Here is an 18,626-nt window from a genome sequence, read left to right as displayed (position 1 = left end):
GCACCCGTGTGAGAGCTGGCCGCCGGTGCCGTCGCGGGCACCGTGTCAGGCGCTGGGGGCGATCAGCGCCGCCATTGACGCCACCGTGGGGTTGCGTACGACCTTTCGCAGCGAGAGCTGGTGGTGGCCTTCGGCCCGCAACCGGTTGACCAGTCGTGCCAGAAGGAGCGAGTGGCCGCCGGAGCTGAAGAAGTCGGCCTGCGGGGCGGGCCAACCCTGCTGGAGGACCTCCCGCCAGACGGTGGCGACGATCAGCTGTTGCGGCGTGTAGTCCTCGGGTGAGGTCTCGACCTGTTCTCCGAGACGCTCCAGGAGCCCTCTGCGGTCGACCTTGCCGGTCACCCCCGTGTCGAACCGGTCCAGGAGGGTCACCGAAGCGGGCAGCATGGGCTTGGGCAGGACCTCGCCCAGGTGCTTGAGAACGAGCTCCGAGGTCACCTCTCCGGTGGCGAACACCCGCAGGCACGGCTGCTCAGCACGGTCGTCCAGCACCGCGACGGCGTCCCGCACGCCCTCGACCTCCTGGGCCACGCGTTCCAGCTCCTCCGGGTCGATCCTCCAGCCGTTGACCTTGACCTGGTGGTCGACTCGTCCCATGAGCCACAGACGGTCCTCCTGGTCGATGACCCCGAGGTCACCGGTGCGGTAGGAGGGGATACTGCCCCGGCCCAGCCGCAGGGGGGTGAACGGCGACGTGCCCTCATGCCCCGAGACATAGCCGTCGGACAGCCCCGGGCCCGTGATCACGACCTCCCCGCGTGCCCCCCGGGGGAGGACCGCCCCGTAGGGGTCCACCACGGTCAGACCGGCACCGGCCACGGGCCTGCCCACATGGACGCGCTCCTCGTCCGTGATCCTTCCCGCGGTGGCCGTGGCCGTCGCCTCCGTCGGCCCGTAGAGGTTCCAGAGTTCAGAGTCCGGATACCTCTTCAGCACCCTGGCCACCAGTCTGGCGGGGAGGCGCTCACCCCCGATCAGGAACCGCGTGATCGGCATGGTGGAGTCGTGCTGTTCGTCCGAGGCCAGGAGCTCGGACAGGTAGCCGGGAACACAGTTCAGGACGAGTCGTCCCCGCAGGCCGGCGAGTTCCGCCCGCACCGCGTCCGGGTCGAGACGGTCGGACTCCAGCAGTCGGACGGCCGTGCCCGCGTAGACGGCCCCCAGGGTCTGTTTGAGGCTGGCGTCGAAGACGGGGCTGGAGACGACGGGGAACTCCTCGTCCCCGACCAGGAGGGATTCGTCCACCCAGCGCAGGTAGTTGTCCAGGCTTCCCCGGCTGATCGCCAGGAGTTTCGGCCTGCCGGTCGTACCCGATGTGCGCATCATGTAGGCCGGAGCCTGGGGGGCGACGTCGGCGGGTGCTCCGAGGGGAGGGGCCTCGGCGCCGATGTCGTCGAGACTGATCCTCTCGCAGGAGGAGGGTGCCTGGAACCGGGCGGGCTCACCCCCGACCAGCACCGCCGCGGCCCCGGCGCGGTCGAGTGCGTCCAGGACACGTGCGGACGGTTCCTCCCGGGACAGCGGGATGAACACGCCTCCCCGCCAGAGCACGGCGAGCTGGGCCGCGACGAGGTCGAACTCCGGCTCCGCCATGATGGCGACCACCGCCCCCGGGGGCAGGTGCGACAGGGCGCTGGCGATCTGGCCGGTTCGTTCCCGGAGCTGACCGTAGCTCCAGACCCGCTCGCCCAGGAAGCAGGCGGGGGCGTCCGGCCTTTCAGCGAAGTGCTGTGCGAGCCGCGTGGTCACGGATACGGCGGCGGGAAGCTTCGAGCGCGCCGCGTCAGCCAGTTCGTCGGAAGCCTCGGGAGGGAGCAGGGCGAGCTCCGACAGCTGGCTCTCGGGACGTCCGAGGAGATCCATGAGCAGCCCCGACCACAGGGCCGTCAGCGTGTCGACCTGGTCGGGTCCGCGCCCCTGGTTGGCCTGCGCCCTGAGTTCCCATGCCCCGTCGTGGTGCCACACAGCGAGGGTGATGTCTCCGCCGACCGGGTACTGCCAGGAGAGAATCCGCCACGCCTCGGGTGCGCGGGGCCCGCAGGTGCGGTCCATGACCAGTACTGGCTGCTCCCCGTAGGGGGGAAGGGCCGGGCCGCCGAGCATCTCGGCGTCGGCGGCCCTCTGCTCCACCAGCGTGTTCACCGCGTTCCGGGCGTGGCCGGTGAGGTCGAGGACGCGCTCTCCGCCGGGAACCACCTGCGTGAGGGGGCCGATGGCCCCGTCAAGGCCCATCAGGCCCCTGGCGTCCTCGGCCCTGCCCAGGAGGCCCAGCGTCCCGCCCAGACGCAGAAGAGCGGTCTCAAGGGCGAGCTGGGCGAGGTCGGCTACCGCGCAGCCGGAACGTTCCGCCAGTTCGTCCAGCTTCTCCGACATCTCGGGGCTGAGCCTGCGGACCACTGTCGTGGGAGCGTTCCCCGCCCCGGTTCCCGCTCCTGGGATGAGGTCCTCCAGACGCGGGCCACGTCCGCCCGCTGTCCGCCGCTCGGACCAGTAGGCCTCCTCCGCGGACAGTTCTCCCTCATGGAGCATGAGGGTGTGCCCGGACGCCACGGTGGAGAAGTCCACACCGGAAGTCCGTTCCCGAGGGGCTCCGACGAGGCGCAGGGCGATGTCCGCGAGCAGGAGCTCGGCGGAGGCCGTGTCCATGAAGGCCGTGTCGCACGACAGGTCCAGCCGACGTCCCGCGGTGGTCTCGCTGACGGTCGCGTGGAACGTCCCGCCCTGGATGATCCACTCGCCGGAGGCGCCGGAACGCACGGTATGGGGGGTGTTCGCCTGCTTGGGGATGCGCATGCCCGGAACCGGGACGTACTCGGACGTGAGTACGGGGGCCGCGGCCACGGAGGCGGCGACCGCGTCCCGCAGCGCTTCCAACGGCCCCTCCGGGGCCTGGGCGCGAAGTGTGACGGTCCGGGAGGCGCCGCCCACCGAGGCCCGCTGGAACGGACTGAGGTCGTAGGGCTGGCCGGACGTGGTCTCAGGGGTTTCCTGGGTGGTGCTCACGCCTGCACCACCTGCGTCTCCTTGTAGGACTCGGCGATCTTGAGCAGGATGCGGCGGGGACCGCTGAAGGGTCGGCGCCCATGAGCGGCCAGCATGTTGTCCACGATCAGGACGTCGCCCGTCCGCCAGTCGAACTGCACTGTGCACTTCTCGACGATGTCGTTCACGACGTTGATGACCTCTCCGTCGATCTCGGACCCGTCGCCCCAGTAGACGTTGTTGGGCCACAGCTGCTCGTCCGTGTCCTCGGGGGAGGTGGAGAGCGCCTCACGGATACCGCTGTCCATGCGGGAGATGTGGAATCCGTGGGCGTAGTTGAACCACACCTCCTCGCCCGTCACGGGATGGCGTGCGATGGCGTCGCGCCGCTCGTACGTGCGCAGCTGGTCGTCTCCGACCCACTCGACCCGTCGGCCCTCCGCGGCGCACAGGGCCTCCACCTCCTCCCGGCTGTCCGTCTCGTATGAGCGCTGCCAGGTGCGGTTGTAGCCGTAGCCCCGGACGTAGAGCAGGCCCCGTTCCGCGAACTCCCGGCGGATCTCCTCGGGGATCTCACGCATCAGCCGCCGGTTGTCGGTGAGCGGGGTCTGCCCGCGGTCCTGGGGCTCGACGTCGCACTGGAAGAACAGCAGCATGGGCCAGTCGTGGGCGTAACAGAACTCACTGTGCTGCCTGATGTCGAGGTTCTCGGGGTATTCGCTGGCCGTGTAGGTGGACTTTCCCACCCGGCTGCGGATGGCGGCTCCACCCTGGAAGTCGATGGGTTTGCCGCTGAACGCGTTGTAGACCTCGTCGAAGTCCGGCCGCTGGGGGGAACGCAGCAGAAGGGCCCCGTGGCGGTACAGGTCCGCCCGGAGTTCGTCCCGGTTTTCTTTCGTCCACGCTGCCACGTCGACATCGTCATCGAAATTGATAGCCAGGGGAAGGCCTTGATTATTTAATTTTTCATGCCGTGTCACGGACGATCGCGCAAGGGGCGCACCTGGCTTGGTCAGCTTAGCGAATTTTCCAATGGACAAGATTGCCGCTTTCCCTTGGTGGAGGTGCTAGGTCCACGGCGAAGTCTTTCAACTCCCTTCTGTTGTTCGCAATGGTCGCAGTGTCCACATCTGGCCAGGAAATCTTGGTCAAGCAATTGACTGAGGTTGCCCTCCGGTGCTAGCTCAGTGGCCGGAAGTGCTCGTTCGAGTGAAGCGTGGACGGAGGCGAAGCGCGACGCGTCCTTGTCGCTCCCGGTGTGGCTCGCCGTTGGCTCGGAAATGGTCAGTGATCTGCGATTTTGTGAGGGGGAGCGCTGGGCTGCGGGCGGTCGTGGCCGGTCCGCCGCCCCTTGACTCTAGGTTACGAAATGGATACGATCCATTGGGCCCATGGATTCCTGGGTTGCGTTTTGCGTAAGGTTTGACAGCCAATCCTGGCGCCAAGATGCCAGCTTGCGTGTTTTCGTGGATGTCCCTTGTGGCGAAGACTTGGAAAATTTTGATCACTAGATCCAGCTGCATCGAAGATCCAGAAGAAGTGGTTCGAGGGTTGGACCGGAATCTCCTCAAGGATCGCTTGGTGCATGAATATGCATCTGATCTTGACAGCCGGATGCAGGTCGGTTACTTTCGTTCGGATTCTGCCCCGACGCCTTTGCGTCCGGTCTTTCTCGCCGCGGACAAGTATGATTCCGTCATTGCTTCCGGCGTGGCGATGAGGAAGTTGGTCGAGAAGGTGTGCGGCCTCCCTGGCCGCGGGGGCGAGGAATCCTTGGCATCCCGTGTCGCACACGTCCCACCCCCGTTCTCCCTGTGGACGGAGGACCCCGGACAGAACCAGTGGGCACTGTGGATGTGCCGCCCGGACTTCGTCTTCTCCAAGGGCGTCCCCAAGCTGATGGAGGTCAACTTCAACAGCGCGATCGGCGGGATCACGCAACTCACGAAGCTCAACCAGATCTACTGGGAGAACCCGCTGGTCTCGAAGGTCGCGGGGTCACTTCCGGTCTCGTCACTGGATCCAGGCGTCGCTCTGTGCGACATGCTGAGAGGGCTCGCCCGGACGACTGGAACCGACTCCCCCCAGGTCGTGGTCCTCGGTTACCGGAGCCATGTCGACGACCTCGGTCGCGAGGCCGTGTTCGCCGAGGTCGTCAAGGCTCTGCGAACGGGTGGTGTTCCCGCTGTCCACGCCTGCCCCGAGGACGTTCGGGTGCGGGACGGGGCGGCCTACGTCGGAGAGCTCCGTGTCGACATCATCCTTCGGACCTTCGTCACCGCGGACGCACCCGAGGCGGGGATCGAACTGACCTCCCTGCGGCAGGTCATCGACGAACGCGCGGCACTGGTCCTGGCCCCCGAGGCGGCCGAGCCCTATGCCAGCAAGCGGGTACTCGCCTGGCTCACCCGCGCCGCGGCCGACCTGCCCGCGGCGGAACGGGAGCTCGTCCGTCGGCACCTGCCGGTGACCTTCGACCTCGGGGACCCGTCCTCTCTGCCGGGCGCGACGGACTCCGACAGGAGAACATGGCTGCGCTCCGAACAGGCGGACCTCGTTCTCAAGGGATACCAGGGTCATTCCGGGGCGAGCGTCCACGTGGGCAGGTCGACCTCCCCCGGTGACTGGGAGGTACTCGTCGACGACGCCCTCGCCTCGGGCACGGCCGTCGTGCAGGAGTTCGTCGAGCCGGACACCCTCACACTGCCCGTGTACGACAGGAAACACCGCCGGGCCCGGACGGTGGAGTTCAAGACGGTCTTCTCCCCGCTGCTCCTGGGCGAGCGCTGCGGAGGGTTGGTGGTGCGCCAGATGCCGAGTGGCGGCGGTTACATCGTGAACGCCCAGGGCGGCGGTGCGGCCAACATGGCGTTCCGAGTCGGCCGGAAAGACTCCCCCGCCCCGAGAAGAGCCTGATATGGAAAAACCGGTGACAGCCTGGAAGAACCCGGACTACCGGACTTTCTGGGTCGGTCAGAGTTCTTTCCCCATCGGATTCCAGGTGACCCAGTTCATCCTGCCGCTCCTGGTGGTCCACATGGGTGCGGCCGCGTCCATGGTGGGATTTATCCGAACCGTGCACCTGCTTCCCCAGTTCCTGCTGTCGGTCCCCGCAGGGGTGCTCGCCGACCGCTTTCGCGGCCGGCGGATCATGATCTTCGGCGATGTTGTGCGCCTCCTGACGATGACCACGGTCATGGTTTTGTTCTCCCTCCACTCCTTCAGCCTGTGGATGCTTTTCGTCGCGGTTTTCGTACTCGGTAGCGCGACGGTGTTCTACGAGGTGTGCTACCACCCCGTCCTGCGTGGTCTGCTCCAGCGGGAGCAGATCGCGAGCGGAAACTTCTGGGTCGAGCTGAGCCGCGCGTTCGCCACCATCGCCAGCCCCGCCCTGGCCGGTTTCCTCATCGGTTTCCTGCCACTGTGGTCGGTGTTGGCAGTCGACGCCGTGGTCGCCGTCATCAGCCTGGTCACACTTTGCCTGCTCCGGGCGCCGGAGCCCGAGCGGGAGCCCGAAGCGCAGGAGAACATCAGCTTCCGTATGGCCGCTGACGGTTTCTATCAGGTCTTTCTGAGTCCCCTCCTCCGCCCCAACGTGTACTTCGTGGCATCGAGGAACCTCTTCGTCGGGATGTTCACCACGTACGTTCTCGTGTTCAAGGTCCAAGAACTGGGTCTCTCGGTCGCTGCTGCATCCGTGATCGGTGTCATCGGAAACTCAGGTTTCTTCCTGGGCATTCTTGTTTCTGGGTGGCTGGGGAAGAGGATGGGATTCGGGAACCTCTTCCTCGCCGGTGCCACGAGTAACGCTATCGGCCTGCTCATCGTTGTCACCGCGCCGGAGTCAAATGCCTTCATCGTTGTCACCGGAGGGCTTCTCGTATACAGCGTCGGTATTTCTGTGGTTAATTTGCAGAACCAGATTCTTCGCCATTCCGTGACACCGTTTGACATGTTGGGGAGGGTGAACGCCTTCCTCAGGCTCGCCAACTTCGGCATGCTTCCGGTCGGGGCCTTCCTCGGCGGTCTCCTCGTGGCCGTCTTCGACATGCGGACGATGCTGCTGGTGTCGGCGGTCGGTGCCCTGGCGACCACCGTGATCATCGTCTTCAGCCCGCTGCGCACTCTCAGGGACATGCCTGAGGTGGAACCGGTGTGGGCGCGCCAGCGGACAGGGTGACCACGCCGTGTCCCTGCGACCACCCCACAACCCAGGGAGAACCATGGGATCCTCGTTCGGCTATGACCCCGAGATCGTCGCCGAGTGGCACCGCCGGGCGACCGAGGACGCGGCCGGGGCCAGCGCCTTCGCCAGGTCGCTCGACGACGCGCTCAAGACCCAGTTGTGGCGCGGTCCCCAGTCACCGATCCCGATCCGCCCCGTCATCCTGGACCAGGAGACGGCGGGACGCGTCGCCCACGCGGCAAAGAACGTTGTCCAACTCGCGGTCGCCGAGTGCGAACGCAGGGCCCGTGATCCCTACCAGTTGTGCGACCTGCTCGGCGTGGAGCCCAGCCCTCTGCTGTGCGGCCGTCCCTCCTGGAACCAGTGGGCGGCGAGCCAGGCCCGACCGGACCTCGTCCTCAGCGGCGGTGTGCCCAAGGTCCTGGAGTGCAACATCGCGAGCGCCTTCGGCGGGCCCGAACACCTGCACCGGATGAACGCGAGGTTCTGGGGCGACCCCCGCTATCGGGAGCTTGCCAAGAAGACCCGTACGTGGTCCGGGAACTCTGTCTCAGCCCGCCGGGAGCTCGTCGCCAGGATCGCGGGGCAGCGGACCGACGGTGTTCCCCAGATCGCGGTGGCCGGGTCGAACGAACAGCACTTCGTGGAGGTCATCGACGACGCGGCGAGCAACGGGCTGCCGTGCGTCTTCGTCGAACTCGACGAACTGTACGAGGACGGCGGTCTGAGGAACCAGCATGGTCTCGGGATCGACGTCCTACTGATGAAGTTCGTCATGGAGGGCGCCTACGCCGACGGGGAACCCATGGGGGCCCTCGAAGCCGCGGTGGAGCATGACTCCACCCTGCTCCTGGCTCCGGCGCTCTCCCACCTGTACTCCAACAAGAAGGTCCTGGCCTGGCTGACCGAGCGGGCTCCCGCCCTTCCCGCGCACCACCGCGACTTCATCGAGGACCATGTGCCGTGGACTTCGGTTCTCGAAGACCGCAAGGTTCTGCGCGGAGGCCGGGAAAGGGATCTGCTCGGCATGCTCGAGTCCCACAAGGAGGAGTTCATCGTGAAGCCGGCAGGCGGGCTTGGGGGAGCGGGCGTGGTCATCGGGCACGAGACCACCGACACCGAGTGGCGCGAGCTGTTGACGGACCGGCTCACCGGAGAGTACGTGGTCCAGGAGTACTGTCGGCCGGACACCCTGCCGATGAGCTTCGTCGACGAGGCTTCGGGGGAGTGCCTCTCACTGGACCTGCCGCATGTGCTGAGTCCTATCCTCATCGAGGGTCGTGCGGGAGGGATATTCGCCCGTTTCTCCGCACCCGGCGGGCCCGGTGTGACCAGTACCGCCGCGGGCGGCCTGAACACCGTTTTCGTCCATGCCTGAGCCGTGGTCGTCGGTGGGCCCCAGCCTTCGACCGGGGCCCACCGACCTCGATTATCGTATTTCCTGAAACGGGTCCAGCGCGCGAGAGTGGCTTCTCCCGGTGGGTGGAGGATTATCCTTCTGTCAACCCCACGAGCGGTTCTTGTGCTCTGGATCGGAGATCCACCACTTGGAGGCGATGACCCTCTTTTTTCCCGCCGACTGATCGTCGGTGAAGGCCGTCCGGCCATGGATGCAGTGCCTGTTGTTGAAAACAAGGCCGCGGCCGGTACGGTCCAGCTTGGTGAAGGCGGACCCCTTGGAGCCGAAGTGCGAGCGGCTGGCAAGGAACTCAAAAGCCCGGATCGCTGCGGGTTCCCGCGATCCACCGCTGATCTCGTACTCGTCGTTCGGCTCTCGGAAGAACGAGTGAGTCCATCCGTTCTTGGTGTACAACACGGGGGAAGTCGCGACGACGGAACCGTCCGCTGTTCGTCGGATGACGATGGCATCGTCCGTGAACAGACTCTGGAAAGCCTCCTCGTCCCGGCGCCACAGGTCGAGCGCGAGCCGCACGATGTTCTGCCCGTAGGTGGAGGCGGCGTGGAGTGGCGCCGCGTCCGCCCACAGGCCCGTGACTGACAGCACACCGGGCAGGCTCAGCCATCCGTCCTGGTGGGCAGCCATACCCAAGGAGGTAAGAGACCTGCTCTCCTGAGGTGTCCCGGTGTCGTGGATCTTGGTCGTCCCGTCCGGGCCGTCGGAGGGGTTGGCGACCGCCCAGTAGGTCGGAACGTGCTCCCGGATCTGCTCGCCCAACCTGACCAGCGGGTGCACGCCGTCGTCGGAGGTAGTTCGTTCGCACTCGAACGCCACCATTCCGGACCGGGAGACAAAGGCCTGGCTGAACGCGGTGATCTCGGCGTTCGTGAGCGCGGTCGGATCTGCGATCCTCACGCGCGGCAACTCGACGGCTGGTTCCTCGGCGGTGCTCGAAAGAGAGAGAAGGTCGTCAGTGCGAAGTTCCTGCTGAAGTGCTTTCAGGAAGGTGGAAGCTCTATCCGTCAGGAGTGCTTGCATTCGTGCGGCCATCCTATCCGTATCGGATGTGTGTCGACCGGTGTTGATCTCTCCGGTACGGTACCAAAAAAAGCCGATTCGGGGATAGGGAAAGTATCCTTAATTTTTAAGATAAAGGAGGAAGGCCGCCGTCTGGCACCTTTCGGCCCTGTCGAACGCCGAACGCCAGCGCCGCGGCACCCGCACGGGCACCCGCGCCCTGACGCTGCAAACAGGAAGGGTTTGCTTTCGTGTGCCTATGTGTAACACAGTGCAGTTTCGTCACAATTCATCCGATCACTGCTGTGCGCCTCATGTGTTCCGGGTGAGGTCAGTCCTCATGCTGGGTGGAATCGGGGAACGCGCCGGGCATCGGGCCGACCGAGCCGGCGGGGGGTATCCGCCGCAGGGCGATGAAGGCCAGAACGCTGAGAATCCCGGTCACCGCGGCGCACGCCCACGCCGCCGCGGCGATGCCGGTGGTGAAGGCCGGGGCGGCCGCGTCGATCAGCTGTCGCCCGAGTTCGGAGTCCAGACGCTCGGCCGTGGAGTAGGCTCCGGCGAGCGAATCGGCTGAGGTGCCCGCTGCCTCGGTCGGCAGCCCGCCCGGTGCTCCGTGTTCCAGCTCGGACCTGTAGACGGCGGTGCCCATGCTTCCCAGGGCGGCGATGCCCAGTGCGAACCCGATCTCCATACTCGTCTCGGACATCGACGACGCCGATCCCGCCCTCTCCGGCGGAGCCGATCCCACCACCAGGTCGGTGGCCAGAACCGTCAACGGTCCCGTGCCGATGTAGAAGAGCGTGAAACCCGTCATCGCCAGCAGGAGGTCAGTGTGGGGCACCTGCGTCAGCAGGACACAGCCCAGGGCCGACAGGGCCATGCTCGCTCCCAGCACGTGTCCCGGCCGGATACGGCGGGCCAGCACCGGCGCCAGAAGGGAGGCGGTGACGGTGCCGAGAGCCGAGGGCAGCAGCCACAGCCCCGCCTGGAGGGGGGAGAGCCCCTGGACCAGTTGCAGGTACTGGGAGACGAGCAGGTACAGGCCGCCCAGGGCGGCCAGCCCCAGCAGCAGCACCACGAGCGCGGAACGGAAAGCCCGGTCGGAGAACAGTGCCAGGTCCAGCAGGGGGTGGGCCAGGCGCCGCTGCCTGCGAACGAACAGGGCCCCGAAGGCGAGGCTGGCGGCCAGCGCGGCCAGGTACTGCGGACGCACTCCGTAGGCGGCCATCTCCTTCAGGCCGTAGATGAACGCCAGGATCGCGACCAGGGACAGGAGCACGCTGGTCAGATCCAGACGGCCCGCCTGTGGGTCGCGGTACTCGGGAAGGAGCAGCGGGGCGCACACCAGCAGCAGCACCATCACCGGCACCCCCAGCAGGAAGACCGATCCCCACCAGAAGTACTCCAGCAGGAGTCCTCCGACGAGCGGTCCGGCTGCTGCTCCCACGGAGAAGCAGGTGGCCCAGACACCGATGGCCATGCCCCGCTGTCTGACGTCGTGGAACATGTTGCTGATCAGGGCCAGGGTCGAGGGCATCAGCGTGGCTCCCGCGATACCGAGTGCCGACCGGGCGGCGATCAGCATCGCGGGGGTCGTCGCGTAGGCCGCGACGACGGAGGCCACACCGAAGGACGCGGCGCCCAGCATCAGGAGTCTGCGCCGCCCGACCCTGTCACCGAGCGTTCCCATGGTGATCAGGAACGCGGCGATCATGAAGCCGTAGACGTCGATGATCCACAGCTGTTGTGTACTGCTGGGACCAAGATCGGCGCTCAGGTGGGGGAGCGCCAGGTTGAGGACGGTGATGTCGAGTGTGAGCAGTGTGGTGGGAAGTGCCAGGACGGCCAGTCCCGTCCACTCCCTGGCACTCGCGCGTGTCGGCGGGCCATCGGAGGCCTTCGCGGAGTCAGGCGGCGCGGTCAAGGTGTTTCCTCGTGGGTGTGCGATCGGCTGGGGCCGCGGCGTGCGCGGCCCCACGGGGTCACTTGTTCCAAGCGCCCGAGGCCTCGGCGTCGTGGACGAAGTCGGTGAAATCACGGGGCTCGCGTCCCAGGGCCCGCCGCACCCCGCCGGAGAGGTGGCTGTCCAACCCGAGCCGGATGGGCGACAGCGTCCGTTCGAAGGAACGCGCGTCCTCCTCCGCGTAGCCCTGCCGGATCAGTTCGGCGACGAACCCCTCCGGTGACAGCGGGACGTAGCGCACGTCGCGCCCGGTGCCCTCGGAGATCTCCGAGGCGACCTCGCCCATGGTCAGCGAGCGCGGACCGGACAGTTCGTAGACCTGACCGGAGTGGCCGGCGCCGGTCAGGGCCGCGGCCGCCACTGCCGCGATGTCCTCGGCGTCGACGAAGCTCGCGGGCACGTCGGCCGTGGGCAACCGGAGTTCCCCGCCGAGCACGTCCTCGCGCAGGAAACCCTCGCTGAAGTTCTGGGCGAACCAGCCCGGGCGCACGATCGTCCACTCCACGCCGCTCGCGCGCACCGCTTCCTCCCCGGCGAGGTGGTAGGCCACCGCGTCGTTGCCCTCACCGCCGTAGCCGGGGACGTCGACGCCCCGTCCGGAGAGCAGGACGATACGGCGCACACCCGCCTCCACCGCCGACCGGACGAATGCCGGGGTGAGGGGCTCGGGGTCGAAGGGCACCAGGTACACGGCGTCGACACCCTCCAGGGCGGGACTCCAGGAACTCTGGTCGAGCCAGTCGAAGTACTGCTCGGACGAGCGGGAAGCGGCGCGTACGGTGAAACCCTCTTCGCGCAGAATCCGGGTGGCCCGCCGCCCTGTGATGCCCTGTCCCGCTGTGACCAGGAAGGTGCTCTGGGTTGTCATCTCTGTCATGCCCCGAGTCAATCCTGCTCTCATGAGACTTTCCATAGCTGAGAAGCTCACATGCCTGTCTGTGCGTCTACAGTCGTGGTATGGATGCTCTTGCAGATCTGTTGGACGGAGTCAGGGCGCGCGGATCCCTGTTCAGCCAGACGGTTCTGCGCCCTCCCTGGTCCCTGCGGTTCGCCAACCCGACCCTGCTGACCGTGGTCACCATGGTCCGCGGACACGGCTGGGTCCTCGCGGACGAGGAAGCCCCCCTGTCCCTGGAGGCCGGGGACATCGCGATCGTGCGCGGTCCTGGAGCCCACAGCGTGGCCGATCATCCCGACACCTCCGCCCAGTACGTGGTGCAGGGCGCCGACCTGTGCACCACGCCTGACGGGACACCGGTCCTGGAGGAGTTGACCTTGGGGCCGCGCCTGTGCGGCGACAGCCCGGACGGCCCCGACCTGCTGCTCAGCGGCTCCTACGAACTCGGAGGCGAGGTCAGCCAGCGCCTTCTGTCAGCCCTGCCCCGCGCCTTCGTGGTTTCCAGCGCCGAGTACCGGTGTCCGGCCATGGACCTGGTGGTGGAGGAGAGCACCAAGGAGCATCCGGGGCAGCAGGTCGTCCTCGACCGCCTCCTCGACCTCGTGCTCATCTCCACACTCCGGCACTGGTTCGACCGTCCCGACACGCGGGCTCCCCACTGGTACTCGGCCATGGCTGACCCGGTGGTGGGCCGTGCTCTGCGCCTCATGCACGAAGCACCCGCCCGCCCGTGGACGGTCGCGTCCCTGGCACAGGGGTGCGGGGTCTCCCGAGCCTCGATGGCGCGGCGCTTCACCGGGCTCGTTGGAGAGCCGCCGATGACCTACCTCACCGAGTGGCGTGTCACCCAGGCTGCCGAACACCTGCGAAGCGGTGAGGCGACCGTCGCGGCGATCGCCCAGCGTGTCGGCTACGCCAACGCCTTCGCGCTGAGCGTCGCCTTCAAGCGCCTGCGCGGCGTGACTCCGACCGAGTACCGCAAGGCACTGAAGGACGACCCCAGGCGCGGGCAACTGTCCTGACCCCTGCCAAGCCCGACCTCACGCGCGAACTGTTTCGTACCGGGGGTGGCGGAAGCTCCGGCGTGTGCCTGGATCGCCTCCCGTCACCCGGCGATCGTCGGAAGGCTGGGGTCGGCTCGGCCGGTTCTGGCCCACAGGTGGGCTGTTCCCGGCACCTCCCGGGAGACTGGTGTCAGGGGTGTTGGTCATGTCTGGCTCGGGTTCGGTGTACGAACGGCACGGACGCCGAGGAACCGGGAGTGTGAGAACTCGGGAGGGCCGGTGTCCTCGACCGGCGAGGCGGGGGCATGGGAGCTGGTACTTCTCGCTGGGGTCGGAGCACGATCCGGGCGGGAGGCACCGAAGAGGATCGGCGTCCACAACTCGTGGTCCAGGCTGTGGTACTCCTCACCGGCCCGGTCGGCACCTCAGAAGCGGCTGCCGGGCCTGGCCACGCTCACCGCGCCGGAGAAACCGCGGGCCGCGGCCCGGGCGCCCTCCTCCCACATGCCGGGGTCGGCGAAGTGGGTGAGGACCAGGTGGTCGACCCCGGCCTCGGCGGCCAGGTCCCCGGCCATCGCGGCGGTGAGGTGGCCGTGGCCGGTCAGGGCCTGGTCGTCGGCCTCCAGGTAGGTCGCCTCGCACACGAACAGGTCGGCCCCCTCGGCCGCGCGCACGACGGCCTCGCAGTACCCCGTGTCGGAGGAGAAGGAGACCACCCTGCCGCCGGGGCCCTCGAACCGGAGCGCGGCGGAGGGGACGCTGTGGTGGGCCCGGAAGGAGCGGAAGGCCGTCCCCGCCACCTCGTAGCGGGTCGTCCCGTCCATGGCCATCTCCCTGGGTTCGAAGGACTGGGCGATCGGGCTGTTCATCGTGGGCAGCGTCGGGATGCCGAAGACCGCGTCGAAGGCGGCCAGGCGCTCGGCCTCCCCCGCCGGGTAGTACAGGGGGACGCGCGGCAGGACCTCGGGGAAGGTCCACCGGTAGGCCCAGGCCATGAGGTCCAGGCTGTGGTCGGCGTGCAGGTGCGTCACCACGATCCCGCGCAGCCGGTCGAGCCCGTAGCGCGAGCAGTAGGCCAGCAGGGACCCCGGCCCGGCGTCGATGAGCAGGACGCCTTCGTCGGTGTGCAGCAGGTAGCAGGACGCGGGGCCCTCCGCGGTGGGCGCCGTGGCGTTGGATCCGAGGATTTCGAGTTCGAGCATGGTTCCTCCGTCGTGGGGCGGTCCGGTGGTCTCAGGGGGCGGGGACGAGCAGGGTGGCGCGGCCGGGAACGACCGCCAGCGACACGGAACGGCCGATCCGGGCGTCGGGTGGTACCCGGACGCCGAACACGCGGCCGTGCGCGTCGACCGTGAGGCGGACGGCGTCGCCGACGAACTCGGCGTGTGTGACCTGCGCGGTCACGGCGGAGGCGTCGTCGCGGTCGGTGACGGTGAGGCTGTCGTCGCGCAGGAGCAGGCGGGTGCGGCCGTGTCCGGTCGGCCCCGTCCGCAGGTCCGCCGCGGGGATCCTCCACCGGCCGTCGAGCACCGCGGCCTCGCCCTGGGAGCGCTCGGCGTCCAGGAGGACCGCGTTGGCCAGGAAGTCCGCGACGAAGGGGTCGGCGGGGTCCTCCCAGAGTTCCCGGGGCGTCCCGAACTGCACCAGGGACCCCTCGCGCATCAGGGCGATCCGCGACCCCAGGGAGAGGGCCTCGCGCTGGTCGTGCGTGACGATCAGCGTGGCGCACCCCGAGGAGGAGAGCATGGTGGACAGCTCCCTGCGGAGGCCGCCCCGCAACTGGGGGTCCAGGGCCGCCAGGGGCTCGTCCAGGAGCAGGACGTCCGGTTCGACGGCCAGGGCCCGCGCCAGGGCCACGCGCTGGCGCTGGCCGCCGGAGAGCTGGTCGGGTCGGCGCCCCGCCAGGTCGGTGAGCCGGGTCAGCTCCAGCATCTCGGCCACCCGGCGGCGCCTGCGGTCGGCCGGGACCCGCCGGGCGCGCAGGCCGTAGGCGATGTTGCCCGCCACGCTCAGGTGCGGGAACACCGCGTAGTTCTGCGGAACCAGGCCCACGCCCCGGCGGGCCGGGTCCAGGTGCGTGATGTCGCGCCCGCCCAGGCCGATGCCTCCCCCGGCGACCGGGGTGAGCCCCGCCACCGCGCGCAGGGTGCTGCTCTTGCCGCAGCCGGAGGGGCCCACGACGGCCACGGTCTCGTCGGGCAGTACCTCCATGGACACCCCGCGGACGGCCTCGGTGTCGCCGTAGCGGATGGTCAGGTCGGACACGGTGAGGCCGGACGCGCGGGTGGTGGGGCCGGACACGCGGGTCCCGGGTTCACGGAGATCGGTCACGGAGTGCTCCTCAGGGCGTGCCGCCGGGCCAGCACGATGGCCGTCAGCACCGGGGCGACGAAGGCGATGAAGACGATCGACTGCGCGGACGCCGGTTCGAGCCTCTGGGTGGAGTAGGCGTCGAACAGGGCGAACGGCACGGTCGGCGTGGCGGGCGGGTTGACGAAGAAGGAGATGTTGAACTCGCCGAAGGAGAGGGCGAAGACCATCGTCATCGCCTGGGTGAGGGCGATGAGGCAGCCGGGGACGGTGACCGTGGCCAGGACCCTGGCCGAGCCGGCACCCAGACTGCGGGCGACCCCCTCGTTGAGGCGTAGTTCGTCGTCGGCCAGCGCGGGTACCAGGGCGGCCAGGGTGAAGGGCAACGTGAACACCACGTGGCCCATGACCAGCAGCAGCCCGCTGGGGCGCAGCGCCGCGTAGGCGCTCACCAGGGCGACGCTCAACGCGATGCCCGGCACGGCCAGGGGGACGTTGACCAGGTATCCCGTCAGCCGGGTCAGCGGCGAGGGGTGGTGGGCCACCCACCAGGCCAGCGGACCGCCCAGTGCGAGGTTGAACACCACCACCAGCGCCGCCACGGCCAGGCTGCGGCCGATGACGGGGGCCAGCGGGGGCCAGGCGTGGGCGAACCAGTCCAGCGTGACCCCGCCGCCCCAGGGCCCCTGGGAGAAGTCGACGCTGGTGGCGACCACCAGTGTCGCCAGGATCGGGATGAGGACGAAGGCGCACACGGCCCAGGTGACGACGCGGTTCACGAGGCAACCACCCGTCCGACCAGGCGCCCCACGCCGCGGCCGAGGACCAGCGCGGCGACGGCCATGGCCGCCAGCAGCACCGCCAGGGTCGAGGAGGCGGCCAGGCGGTAGCCGGTGGTCAGTTCGTTGGCGACGTTGAGCGGAAGCAGGCGGATGCCCTCCGAGAGCGTGGCGACCGTGCCGTACCCGCCCAGGGCGATCGCCGCCGCGGTGCCCCCGGTCTCGATGAGCGCGGGCAACAGCAGGGGCAGGGTGACCGTGACCAGTACCCGGACCCTGGAGGCGCCCAGGGTGCGGGCGCTCTCGGTGAGCGAGGGCGGCAGCCCGGCCGCGGCGGCGCGCAGCGGCCCCAGGACGCGGGGCAGCGAGAAGTAGACGTAGGCGACGAGGAGGCCGGGCAGGGTGTAGGCGAGCCCCGCGAAGCCCTCCCACAGCGGCGCGAGCAGTCCGGTCCTGCCGTTGAGCACGATCGCGAAGAACCCGATGATGATGCCGGGCAGGGCGATCGGCAGGGTGAGCAGGGCGTCGGTGGCGGCCCCGCCGCCCCCGGCGCGGTCCTGCCGTGCCTGGTGCAGGACGACGGGGACGGCGATCACGAGCGTGGCCAGGACCGCCACCCCGGCGACCAGCGCCGACGCGGCCAGGGACTCACGGACGGCCGCCGAGGCCAGGGCGTCGGCGTAGTGCTCCAGGGTGGGGCCCCCGTCGGCCGGGGACCGGCCCAGACCGAGGGAGTTGGCCACCAGCACCACGACCGGGTAGGCGCTGAACAGGCAGATGAGGGTGAGGGCCGGGAGCGCGGCGGACCACGGGGGCGGTATGCCGCGACGCACGCGCGCGGTACCGGGGGACACTAGAAGCCGACCTCGCTCTGGTACAGGTCGATGAACTCCTGCTGCCGCTCGCCCTGCTCGAGGTAGTCGATGGTGATCGCGCGCTCGTAGTCGGACTCGGGCAGGACCTGGTCGGCGAGTTCCTCGGGCATCTGGCCGATTACCGGGCGCATGTACCCGTCGGCGAAGAGGCCCTGGCCCTGCTCGGAGAAGTAGAAGTCCAGGAGCTCCCTGCCGTTCTCGGCGTTGGGCGCGCCCTCGACCAGGCCGACGATGTAGGGGATCTGCAACGAGCCCTCCTCGGGGATGACGACGCTGACGTCGGCGCCCTCGTCACGGAGCTTGTAGCCGTTGAAGTCGGTGTCGATGAGGATGGGGATCTCGCCCTGGGCGACCTTGGCGGTGGCGGTCTGGGCCGAGGTCGCGGCGCCGTTGTCCTTCAGCTCGGCCAGGTAGTCCAGGCCCGGCTTCCAGTCGGACAGGTCACCGCCGAGCGCGTGGTTGACCGCCGTCGCGGCGGAGTAGCCCACGGCCGCCTGGGTGGGGTCGAGGTAGCCGACCTTGCCCTCGTAGGCGGGGTCGAGGAGGTCCCCCCAGCTGCTCGGCACGGGCGCGCCGTCCAGGTGGTCCTCGTTGACGATGAAGGCGATGGTGCCGGTGTGGACGGCGGTCCAGTTCCCGTCGGGGTCGCGCAGGTCCTCGGGGACCTCCTCCGCGCCCTCGGGCACGTAGGACTGGAGGACTCCGGCCTCCACGAGCTGTCCGGCGAAGGCGATGCCGGTGTAGGCGACGTCGGCGACGGGCGCGCCCTTCTCCGCCTGGAGTGCGGCCAGGGCCTGCCCGGAGTTCTTCGGGTCGTTGGGAGCCTGGATCCCGGTCTCCTCGGTGAAGGCGGCCAGGACCTCGCCGTAGTTGCCCCATTCGGCGGGCGAGTTGTAGGTGATGACGGTGCCGCCGTCGCCGGTGGCCGAGGCCGAGGGCAGGTCGGCGTTGCCGCAGGCGGTCAGGGTGAGGACGGAGGCGATCGCGGCGGCGCTCAGGACGCCGCGGCCGTGGGTGAGGGTCATGGGGACTCCGGGGTCGGCTGCGGTGCCCGCCGGGCACCGCTGTGCGGAAGTGCTTGATTAAACGATTAATCAGTGCGGTGACCTGAGGTTTCGCAAACGGTGACCGGAGACCGAACGCTGGTGGAACAGCGTCCCGCGCCATCGACCCTCCGGTGCCCGGCCGGAGCGGGCGCACGGTACTTTCG

Annotated in this window: 14 protein-coding genes; 4 read left to right on the top strand and 10 right to left on the bottom strand. The window is 68.6% G+C overall.

The genetic code is table 11. The features are described 5' to 3' along the window. Positions 1-45: 45 nt before the first annotated feature. Together ACSIH6_RS20135 and ACSIH6_RS20130 are read right to left on the bottom strand one after the other, a co-directional pair. A complete protein-coding gene (locus ACSIH6_RS20135; protein WP_435109851.1) occupies positions 46-3,003 on the bottom strand; it encodes an AMP-binding protein in 2,958 nt (985 codons plus the stop codon). Beyond that, positions 3,000-3,962 (bottom strand): TauD/TfdA family dioxygenase, encoded by a 963-nt coding sequence (locus ACSIH6_RS20130; protein WP_435109850.1) that lies wholly within the window; start codon positions 3,960-3,962, stop codon positions 3,000-3,002. The genes ACSIH6_RS20135 and ACSIH6_RS20130 overlap by 4 nt, the downstream gene beginning before the upstream one ends. A gap of 793 nt (positions 3,963-4,755) precedes the next feature. Between ACSIH6_RS20130 and ACSIH6_RS20125 the strand changes: the two genes are divergently transcribed. The 3 genes from ACSIH6_RS20125 to ACSIH6_RS20115 are packed head-to-tail and all read left to right on the top strand — an operon-like array spanning position 4,756 to position 8,546. Further along, positions 4,756-5,898, top strand: a complete 1,143-nt coding sequence (locus ACSIH6_RS20125) for a hypothetical protein (RefSeq protein WP_435109849.1) — start codon at positions 4,756-4,758, stop codon at positions 5,896-5,898. Between the two features lies 1 nt (position 5,899). Continuing rightward, complete coding sequence (locus tag ACSIH6_RS20120; RefSeq protein WP_435109848.1) at positions 5,900-7,162, top strand: MFS transporter; 1,263 nt, start codon at positions 5,900-5,902, stop codon at positions 7,160-7,162. Between the two features lie 43 nt (positions 7,163-7,205). Further along, a complete protein-coding gene (locus ACSIH6_RS20115; RefSeq protein ID WP_435109847.1) occupies positions 7,206-8,546 on the top strand; it encodes a hypothetical protein in 1,341 nt (446 codons plus the stop codon). Between the two features lie 123 nt (positions 8,547-8,669). Here ACSIH6_RS20115 and ACSIH6_RS20110 read toward each other — a convergent pair whose 3' ends face one another. The 3 genes from ACSIH6_RS20110 to ACSIH6_RS20100 all read right to left on the bottom strand — a co-directional run bounded on the left by ACSIH6_RS20110 (position 8,670) and on the right by ACSIH6_RS20100 (position 12,427). Next, on the bottom strand, positions 8,670-9,605 hold the full coding sequence (locus tag ACSIH6_RS20110; protein ID WP_435109846.1) for a hypothetical protein: 936 nt from the start codon (positions 9,603-9,605) through the stop codon (positions 8,670-8,672). A gap of 310 nt (positions 9,606-9,915) precedes the next feature. Then, positions 9,916-11,511: an MFS transporter gene (locus ACSIH6_RS20105; RefSeq protein WP_435109845.1), complete on the bottom strand. Its 1,596-nt coding sequence runs from the start codon at positions 11,509-11,511 to the stop codon at positions 9,916-9,918. Positions 11,512-11,569: 58 nt separating this feature from the next. Further along, entirely contained in the window at positions 11,570-12,427 is an 858-nt protein-coding gene (locus tag ACSIH6_RS20100) for an NAD(P)H-binding protein (protein ID WP_435109844.1), read from the bottom strand. Positions 12,428-12,507: 80 nt separating this feature from the next. Here ACSIH6_RS20100 and ACSIH6_RS20095 point away from each other — a divergent pair, with 80 nt between their 5' ends. Further along, complete coding sequence (locus ACSIH6_RS20095) at positions 12,508-13,470, top strand: AraC family transcriptional regulator (protein WP_435109843.1); 963 nt, start codon at positions 12,508-12,510, stop codon at positions 13,468-13,470. Positions 13,471-13,877: 407 nt separating this feature from the next. On the opposite strand, the gene ACSIH6_RS20090 is transcribed toward ACSIH6_RS20095, so the two are convergent. From ACSIH6_RS20090 to ACSIH6_RS20070, 5 genes are read right to left on the bottom strand one after another with little or no spacing between them, the layout of a single operon-like run. Further along, the gene (locus tag ACSIH6_RS20090) at positions 13,878-14,654 is read right to left on the bottom strand and encodes an MBL fold metallo-hydrolase (protein WP_435109842.1); all 777 of its coding nucleotides are present in this window, start codon (positions 14,652-14,654) and stop codon (positions 13,878-13,880) included. Positions 14,655-14,685: 31 nt separating this feature from the next. Then, positions 14,686-15,783: an ABC transporter ATP-binding protein gene (locus ACSIH6_RS20085; RefSeq protein WP_435109841.1), complete on the bottom strand. Its 1,098-nt coding sequence runs from the start codon at positions 15,781-15,783 to the stop codon at positions 14,686-14,688. After that, positions 15,780-16,541 carry an ABC transporter permease gene (locus tag ACSIH6_RS20080; protein WP_435109840.1) on the bottom strand — a complete coding sequence of 254 codons (762 nt, stop codon included), beginning with the start codon at positions 16,539-16,541 and terminating at the stop codon, positions 15,780-15,782. Before ACSIH6_RS20080 ends, ACSIH6_RS20085 begins: the two co-directional genes overlap by 4 nt. Beyond that, on the bottom strand, positions 16,538-17,395 hold the full coding sequence (locus ACSIH6_RS20075; protein ID WP_435109839.1) for an ABC transporter permease subunit: 858 nt from the start codon (positions 17,393-17,395) through the stop codon (positions 16,538-16,540). Before ACSIH6_RS20075 ends, ACSIH6_RS20080 begins: the two co-directional genes overlap by 4 nt. After that, positions 17,395-18,441, bottom strand: coding sequence for an extracellular solute-binding protein (locus ACSIH6_RS20070; RefSeq protein WP_435109838.1), 1,047 nt, complete (start codon positions 18,439-18,441; stop codon positions 17,395-17,397). Before ACSIH6_RS20070 ends, ACSIH6_RS20075 begins: the two co-directional genes overlap by 1 nt. Between the last annotated feature and the right edge of the window lie 185 nt (positions 18,442-18,626).

The organism is Nocardiopsis synnemataformans (genome assembly GCF_965343085.1).
GTDB classification, from domain to species: Bacteria; Actinomycetota; Actinomycetes; order Streptosporangiales; family Streptosporangiaceae; genus Nocardiopsis; species Nocardiopsis alborubida.
This window is presented reverse-complemented; position numbering and strand designations above follow the sequence as displayed.

What these genes read in the sequence shown, in the direction of transcription:
- ACSIH6_RS20110 (WP_435109846.1), bottom strand. Translation starts at nt 9,605, where the DNA reads ATGCAAGCACTCCTGACGGATAGAGCTTCCACCTTCCTGAAAGCACTT.
- ACSIH6_RS20115 (WP_435109847.1), top strand. Translation starts at nt 7,206, where the DNA reads ATGGGATCCTCGTTCGGCTATGACCCCGAGATCGTCGCCGAGTGGCAC.
- ACSIH6_RS20090 (WP_435109842.1), bottom strand. Translation starts at nt 14,654, where the DNA reads ATGCTCGAACTCGAAATCCTCGGATCCAACGCCACGGCGCCCACCGCG.
- ACSIH6_RS20120 (WP_435109848.1), top strand. Translation starts at nt 5,900, where the DNA reads ATGGAAAAACCGGTGACAGCCTGGAAGAACCCGGACTACCGGACTTTC.
- ACSIH6_RS20100 (WP_435109844.1), bottom strand. Translation starts at nt 12,427, where the DNA reads ATGACAGAGATGACAACCCAGAGCACCTTCCTGGTCACAGCGGGACAG.
- ACSIH6_RS20070 (WP_435109838.1), bottom strand. Translation starts at nt 18,441, where the DNA reads ATGACCCTCACCCACGGCCGCGGCGTCCTGAGCGCCGCCGCGATCGCC.
- ACSIH6_RS20095 (WP_435109843.1), top strand. Translation starts at nt 12,508, where the DNA reads ATGGATGCTCTTGCAGATCTGTTGGACGGAGTCAGGGCGCGCGGATCC.